The 7087-nt window shown below is 43.1% G+C and carries 7 protein-coding genes and 6 tRNA genes; 1 reads left to right on the plus strand and 12 read right to left on the minus strand.

Annotated elements, in window-relative coordinates:
• Window positions 1–422: 422 nt before the first annotated feature.
• From glmM to sigW, 5 genes are all read right to left on the minus strand, one after another.
• Window positions 423–1772: a phosphoglucosamine mutase gene (gene glmM / locus H513_RS0113920; RefSeq protein ID WP_026801286.1), complete on the minus strand. Its 1350-nt coding sequence runs from the start codon at window positions 1770–1772 to the stop codon at window positions 423–425.
• Window positions 1773–1952: 180 nt separating this feature from the next.
• On the minus strand, window positions 1953–2924 hold the full coding sequence (locus tag H513_RS0113925; RefSeq protein WP_026801287.1) for a CdaR family protein: 972 nt from the start codon (window positions 2922–2924) through the stop codon (window positions 1953–1955).
• Window positions 2917–3735, minus strand: coding sequence for a diadenylate cyclase CdaA (cdaA, locus tag H513_RS0113930; protein WP_026801288.1), 819 nt, complete (start codon window positions 3733–3735; stop codon window positions 2917–2919). The genes H513_RS0113925 and cdaA overlap by 8 nt, the downstream gene beginning before the upstream one ends.
• Before the next feature lie 149 nt (window positions 3736–3884).
• Complete coding sequence (locus tag H513_RS0113935) at window positions 3885–4496, minus strand: anti-sigma factor family protein (protein ID WP_026801289.1); 612 nt, start codon at window positions 4494–4496, stop codon at window positions 3885–3887.
• A gap of 13 nt (window positions 4497–4509) precedes the next feature.
• On the minus strand, window positions 4510–5073 hold the full coding sequence (sigW, locus tag H513_RS0113940; protein ID WP_026801290.1) for an RNA polymerase sigma factor SigW: 564 nt from the start codon (window positions 5071–5073) through the stop codon (window positions 4510–4512).
• Between the two features lie 190 nt (window positions 5074–5263).
• On the opposite strand from sigW, the gene H513_RS21685 reads away from it, so the two are divergent.
• The gene (locus H513_RS21685; protein ID WP_154655256.1) at window positions 5264–5416 is read left to right on the plus strand and encodes an aspartyl-phosphate phosphatase Spo0E family protein; all 153 of its coding nucleotides are present in this window, start codon (window positions 5264–5266) and stop codon (window positions 5414–5416) included.
• Window positions 5417–5467: 51 nt separating this feature from the next.
• Here the strand turns inward: H513_RS21685 and rocF are convergent, their stop codons facing one another.
• The 7 genes from rocF to H513_RS0113980 all read right to left on the minus strand — a co-directional run bounded on the left by rocF (window position 5468) and on the right by H513_RS0113980 (window position 7069).
• Window positions 5468–6370, minus strand: a complete 903-nt coding sequence (gene rocF, locus H513_RS0113950) for an arginase (protein ID WP_026801291.1) — start codon at window positions 6368–6370, stop codon at window positions 5468–5470.
• 123 nt (window positions 6371–6493) lie between these two features.
• Window positions 6494–6566: transfer RNA gene (locus H513_RS0113955), tRNA-Ala, on the minus strand.
• A 6-nt stretch (window positions 6567–6572) separates the two neighbouring features.
• Window positions 6573–6647, minus strand: a tRNA-Gly gene (locus H513_RS0113960).
• Window positions 6648–6650: 3 nt separating this feature from the next.
• A tRNA-Lys gene (locus H513_RS0113965) sits at window positions 6651–6723 on the minus strand.
• Between the two features lie 6 nt (window positions 6724–6729).
• Window positions 6730–6804 (minus strand) — tRNA-Gln (locus tag H513_RS0113970).
• Between the two features lie 74 nt (window positions 6805–6878).
• Window positions 6879–6964, minus strand: a tRNA-Tyr gene (locus tag H513_RS0113975).
• A gap of 28 nt (window positions 6965–6992) precedes the next feature.
• Window positions 6993–7069, minus strand: a tRNA-Thr gene (locus tag H513_RS0113980).
• Between the last annotated feature and the right edge of the window lie 18 nt (window positions 7070–7087).

The raw sequence follows: 7087 nt of genomic DNA on the forward strand, positions 1-7087 counted from the left end.
ATGACGTTTCGTTGTACTTTGTATCCACCCTTGTGCAAAGAGTCACCTCTTTGTTTTCAGGGGAGTACGTATCAGCTGAAGTACGTCAGCCGGGAGGCATCCGCCGATTCTCGATGAACCTCCTCCTCGTCAACTATCTCCCAATCCGTTTTCGGAAATAGTCCAGGCGCTTTTAGAATGGATGTACGTATTACTTTCCCCCTTTCCTGCTTTGGAAATACAAGAAAAGTTCCATACGGTTCATTCCCTCTACGTTTATCTTTAAACTTGTCAATCTTTGTAAAGGAACGAACAATTTCAATTTTACCCAAACTGAGGGATAGGGTCAATGAAAATATTTTGAAGCAGTGGGGTACCGAATACTAATAAAATATGCTCAGACAGCAGAAGAAGTGCGTCTGAGCATATGCTAGAATCTTATATTAAGCTTTTGAACCTAATTCTTCTTCTACAATATCGACTACGCGTTGAACGTATGCCTCACATTCGTCTGCAGTTGGAGCTTCTGCCATCACACGAACAAGTGGCTCTGTTCCTGAAGGACGTACAAGCACTCGGCCATGTTCTCCCATCTCCGTTTCAACCGCTTTAATTTCAGCTGAGACGCGTTCATTCTCGAATACTGCATTCTTATCTGTGACACGTACATTCTTCAATACTTGTGGATACTTCTTCATTTCTCCAGCAAGCTCAGACAATGGCTTTCCAGTATCCTTCATAACATCAACAAGTTGAAGAGCGGATAGCAGACCATCACCCGTTGTGTTGTAATCGAGGAAGATGATGTGACCAGATTGTTCCCCACCAAGACTGTAATCTCCTCTACGCATTTCTTCCATAACGTAGCGATCGCCTACCTTCGTCTTGTCACTCTTCATTCCGTTCGCTTCAACAGCCTTGTAGAACCCAATATTACTCATGATAGTAGAAACGACGGTATTATGTTTCAAGCGGCCTTTTTCGTTTAGGTACTTCGCACAGATGAACATAATCTGGTCACCGTCAACGATATTGCCTTTCTCATCCACAGCAATTAGACGATCACCGTCTCCGTCAAAGGCTAGACCAATGTCTGCTCCCTTTTCAAGCACAGTTTCACGCAACGCTTCAGGATGCGTCGAACCCACTCCGTCGTTAATATTTAGACCATCCGGCGTGCAACCAATCGTAGATGTTTCCGCCTCAAGGTCCGCAAACAAATGCGGAGCGATTGAAGATGTAGCACCGTGAGCACAATCAAGCGCAATGTGTATGTCTTCAAAATCATATTCAATTGTTTGTTTTAAGTATTGCATATATTTTTGAGCGCCTTCAAAGTAATCATTCACAACACCTACACCCGCGCCTGTCGGACGAGGCAGTTCGTCTGTCTCAAGTTCCATCAAGCGTTCAATTTCATCTTCTTGTTCATCCGTCAACTTAAAGCCATCAGAACCGAAGAACTTAATTCCATTATCCTCAACAGGATTGTGGGATGCTGAGATCATTACACCCGCTTCTGCATCAAGAGCTTTCGTTAAGTAAGCGACTCCTGGAGTGGAAATTACGCCTAAACGCATGACTTCTGCTCCAATGGATAATAGACCCGCTACAAGTGCATTCTCAAGCATCTCACCTGAAATACGAGTGTCGCGTCCTATAAGAACTTTCGGCTTTTGTTTTTCTTTTGTGACCACGTATCCACCAAATCGACCAAGTTTAAATGCTAGCTCTGGTGTCAGCCCGTCATTGGCTACGCCTCGTACCCCATCCGTTCCGAAAAATTTACCCACGATAAATCCGCTCCTTTAATTATCCATAACGATTTACATTCTAATTGGATTGTTGCTTCTGTTGGAGAACTCTCAGTCTCCTCATGTTGAATGATACTGTCCTCATCATTTCGAAAGAGCGAAGTCTTCCGTATTTACCGCTTCCATACCACTTCTTCCTTGCTAGAAGTCATCGTGGATTTACTCGCCAGACTCTTCTACATCGACTTGTACTTCGAGTTGACTTGGTTCAACCTTCTCAACCTTCTCTGGCAGAGGAAGGTCCACCTTGATCGAGCCATCTTCCTTCACATTACTTAAATCTACACGAATATCCTTAATTGAATCAATAGCGTCTATTGCCTCAGATGGACCGTATATTTCTACCGTATCTTCCGTTAGTTCTAAAGACTTAAGTGTTAACCCATTAGGTAGATTGCCTTCAGATTTCACAGCGACCGAAACTTCTTTACTAGGATAAGAGACGGGTACGTTCACTTGTACCGTAGCAGGCTCGGCAATGACATTCAACTCATTGCCTTGTTCGTCATATACCTTAACAGGTGCCTCTTTGTCTTGAATCGATTCACTAATACCTTGAACATCTAAGATGGCTTTCACTAAGGCTACTTTAGACACTTCAGATTCAGACCCCGTCACTTCGATTTGCTTAGGCTCTACAGAAGGCTTTCCAAGCTCATAACCGGAGGCTACTCGCCCTCTATTCATGAAATCTACTTCGACCGAGACTTTCTTCGTCAACCGCTTCTCAATGGTGATGTCTGCTTCACTAGGTTCCATATAAACAGAAAGCTGGTTTGAAAAGCCACTATGTTTAATAGGGACTGTATGCGAACCTGTTTCTAGCTCTCTTAAATCAATGAACAAGCTAAATGAGCGTTGGCGAATGGCCTTCATCACTTCACTCTTTGGTCCTTCTACTGTAACGGTTACAGCTTGCGGAGCCCCTCTGACAATATACTTTTCTTCGTCGACGTATAAGTTTACTGGTATATCATTGATGCTAGCTAGCTCCGTATCCTGAGAGAAAAGAGCGCTCCCAGAATTTGTGCCAGAAGCTGTATCATTTAAGGCAACAGAGGCATAAAGAAGGACAGCAAGTATGAGAGAAATGATCCGAATAAACCACGGACTTTTTAACCATCTATCCATCTTTCTTCCCCCTCCAATTCCAACTTTTCGTATCCTCTTTTTGGTTTCCCTCGAGTTCTTTCGTTAAGATATCACGCAATGTTTCTTGATCAATATCACGGTGCAATTCTCCATTCTTCGTACAGGAGATATTCCCTGTCTCCTCTGAGACGATTAACGTTAAGGCATCTGTCACTTCACTTATTCCCATGGCAGCGCGGTGTCTGGTTCCTAGCTCTTTAGAGATAAATGGACTTTCCGACAATGGTAAATAACACGCTGCGGCTGTAATCTCATCACCTTGGATGATAACGGCTCCATCATGAAGCGGGGTGTTTGGAATAAAGATGTTTGTCAGCAACTCATTCGTAAGTTGACCGCCAATCGGAATTCCAGTTTCAACATATTCACTCATGCCCGTTTCCCGTTCAATAGAGATCAGTGCACCGATGCGCCGCTTTGCCATGTAGTTCATAGACTTCATAATATGGTCTACAGAACGCTTTACATGGTCATCTTCAGCAGCTGAATTTCGCTGAAAGAAGCTGCCTCTCCCTAATTGTTCAAGTGCCCGCCTAAGTTCAGGCTGGAATAAAATAATGACACCAAGAAATCCCCAGGTCATTGCCTGACTCATGAGCCAATTGAGTGTATTTAGCTGGAGAAAGTAGCTAATTACCCAAATCCCAAGAACAACGAAAATCCCTTTTAACAGCTGTACGGCTTTCGTCCCCCGTATCAGCATGATTAGTTTATATAAAACAAACCAGACAAGGGCTATATCTGCAATAATTCGTATGTATTTCAGTACATCCGCTCCCCCATCAAGCATGCCTACACTTCCTTTATACAATGTAATGGTAAAAATTCTAATATGAACACACTATTAGTAGTATATCATAATTTCTTCAAGATAAATAACACACCCTTCCTACAATCCCTACTACAAAAAAAGACTACTTTTGGAAGTAGTCTTTTTTCCTAGTCTTCGATTGAGAAGATGGATTTTGCGGCGTTCTTAATGTTGTACCACATCCAGCCAAATACTTGATCAACTTGTTGTAGATCGCCAGTCACTTCGCCTGCACTTGCTTGCAAGGAATCACCGTTAACGACGACGACATCCCCATCAACCGTTCCATCGACTTTCACATCGCCATTCTTCACCACTAGGTCACCGTCCACAGTTACTCCCTCTGGAACAATCACCGTATTGTCTTCAATGACAACCCCTTCTTGCTTAGACACGCTCAACTGTTGGTCTTGATTCCAGGTTGAGAATACACTGCCAAACATCAGAATCATAAAGATTGCCGCTGCAGTAATCATCGGATGGGCTTTGAGCCATCTCCCGTAACTCATTCTTTTCTTTTCTTTCGGTAAACTGCTCATCACATTCATTGTAAAGCGGTCAGAAGGTTGTAATTCTTTCGAGCTCGCTAATATAGCATTCGTATGCTTCAACGATTGGAAATGCTCCTGACATGCCTTGCAATCCTGCAGATGTTGACGCAGTTCACGCTCTTCGTCTTTAGTTAACTCGTCATCTAAATATCTATGCATCAAAATGATTGCTTCATTTGAACATTTCATTCCCATCACTCCTTTATAAATGACGAAGCTTCTTCCTTAATGCCTCTCGACCTCTGTGTATCCTCGTTTTCACGGTGCCGACAGGGATGTCTAGTATGTCACTAATCTCCTGTAGCGAATGTTCGTCTATGAATCGAAGGACAATGACCGATCGATACTTAGTCGGAAGGGAAAGAATCTCTTTGTGAATCGTTTCTTCTGTTTCTAAACTTTCAACTTCTTCTTCTGGTAGGGCTTGGTCAGCAGATAGCTGTGAGTACATCGTCAAGCCTTCTGTACCCTTTACCTCAGCATCCAAGAAATAATCTGGTTTCTTCTTACGTATTCGATCGATAGAAAGGTTCGTTGCAATCCGATAAAGCCATGTCGAGAATTTCCGGTTCTCATCAAAGGTATGGATATTTGTATACGCTCTTACGAATGCTTCTTGAGCAATGTCTTCTGCCTCATGCTGATTCCCTAACATCCGGTAACAGATATTGTATACTTTCCCCTGATAGAACGTGACTATTTCACTGAAGGCGGATTGGTCCCCTTTCTTGACCTGTTTAATTCGTTTTTTAATGATTGTCTCCATGTGCTATACCTCCGCCTTTTCTGCGGTTACTATCCATACGAGAAGCAGCACCTGCAGGTTTCACTTTTCCTTTCCCTATTATAAAAAATTTTTTCTAATTATGGGCTATTTTTGTTTAAATATGTTTATGATTTTAAAAATGGGATATATAATATCTGAGGTATGTACAATCCTATCAGGAGGCGAGAAAATGGGTGAACAAATCCTATCCCAAATTGAATACTGTAGAGAAGAAATGGTGCAGCTTTCCACACACATGCCTTTGTCATCTAAAGAAGTAGTGGAAGTAAGCAAGCGTTTAGACACTCTACTTAACCAATACGAATCATTAAGAGATAAATAAGAAACAGCCCTCGGTTTTATCCATACCAAGAGCTGTTTCTACTTTTGTCTTCTATTTCAATTTCTCTCCAAATAAAGACCCCATCAATTCCACTGCAAGCGTCGCTGTTTTATTTTTCTCATCAAGTATTGGATTCACTTCTACAAATTCTGCAGAAGTAATCATACCGGCTTCCTGAAGCATCTCCATCGCTAAATGACTCTCTCGATAGCTTAATCCTCCTACAACGGGTGTGCCTACTCCAGGAGCTTCATTTGGGTCCAGGCCATCTAAATCCAAACTTAAATGAACCCCATCGGTCTTTTCCTTTAAGTATTGGATGGTTTCCTGAATCACCGCTGTCATTCCCATGCGGTCTACTTCATGCATGGAGAAGACTTTAATTCCACGTTCACGTATGAGCTCTTTCTCTCCACTGTCTAAAGACCGTGCCCCTATTATAACAATGTTCTCAGGTTTAATCTTTTCTCGATAACCCCCAATCATTGTTAAATCGTCATGGCCTAAACCTAGGCTAACAGCCAGTGGCATCCCATGAATATTACCCGACGGGGATGTGTCACTCGTATTTAGATCCCCATGAGCATCGTACCAAATGACGCCTAAGTTTGAGTAATGACGTGCAATACCTGCTAGAGAACCAATCGCAATGCTATGATCTCCACCAAGTATTAAAGGAAAGGCATCTCCCTCGATAATACGCTCCACTTTCTCAGCGAGGCGACGGTTTCCTTCAGCTACCTCATTCAGATTACGTAATCCATCCTGCATCTGATTGCTCTTACGGTCTGGTGTAGGAATGTCTACATCACCATAGTCATCAATTATATATCCTAACTTCTCAAGTCTTTCAATCACTCCAGCATACCGAATGGCGCTTGGTCCCATATTCACCCCACGGCGAAGTTGTCCTAAGTCCATTGGCACTCCTATAATCCCTAATTTCGTTTTCATTGAATCATCTCCCTCCACTACTATTGTAGGCAGAATTCTGAAAATGACTCAACTCAACAAAACAATGAATAGATATACGAAAAAAAAAGACCGCAAATCCGAAGATTTACGGTCTTTCGTTTATGGAGCCTAGCGGGATCGAACCGCTGACCTCCTGCGTGCAAAGCAGGCGCTCTCCCAGCTGAGCTAAGGCCCCATGTTTTGGAGCGAAAGACGGGATTCGAACCCGCGACCCCCACCTTGGCAAGGTGGTGTTCTACCGCTGAACTACTTTCGCATATGAGCCATGAAGGATTCGAACCTTCGACCCTCTGATTAAAAGTCAGATGCTCTACCAACTGAGCTAATGGCTCAAATAATGGCTGGGCCAGCTGGATTCGAACCAGCGATACACGGTACCAAAAACCGATGCCTTACCACTTGGCTATGGCCCAATCATTAAGAGAAAAAACAAAAAATGAATGATACCTAATGGTTACAATCATTTTATCATTTAAATAAAATTGAATGGTGGAGGGAGCAGGACTCGAACCTGCGAACTCAGAGAGAGCGGATTTACAGTCCGCCGCGTTTGGCCAACTTCGCTATCCCTCCATCAAGGATGTTCCATATAAGCTGTTACTGGTGCCGACCGAGGGACTCGAACCCCCAACCTACTGATTACAAGTCAGTTGCTCTGCCAGATTGAGCTAGGTCGGCATAATGGTGGAGGATGCA

It is taken from the genome of Pontibacillus halophilus JSM 076056 = DSM 19796 (genome assembly GCF_000425205.1).
GTDB classification, from domain to species: Bacteria; Bacillota; Bacilli; order Bacillales; family BH030062; genus Pontibacillus_A; species Pontibacillus_A halophilus.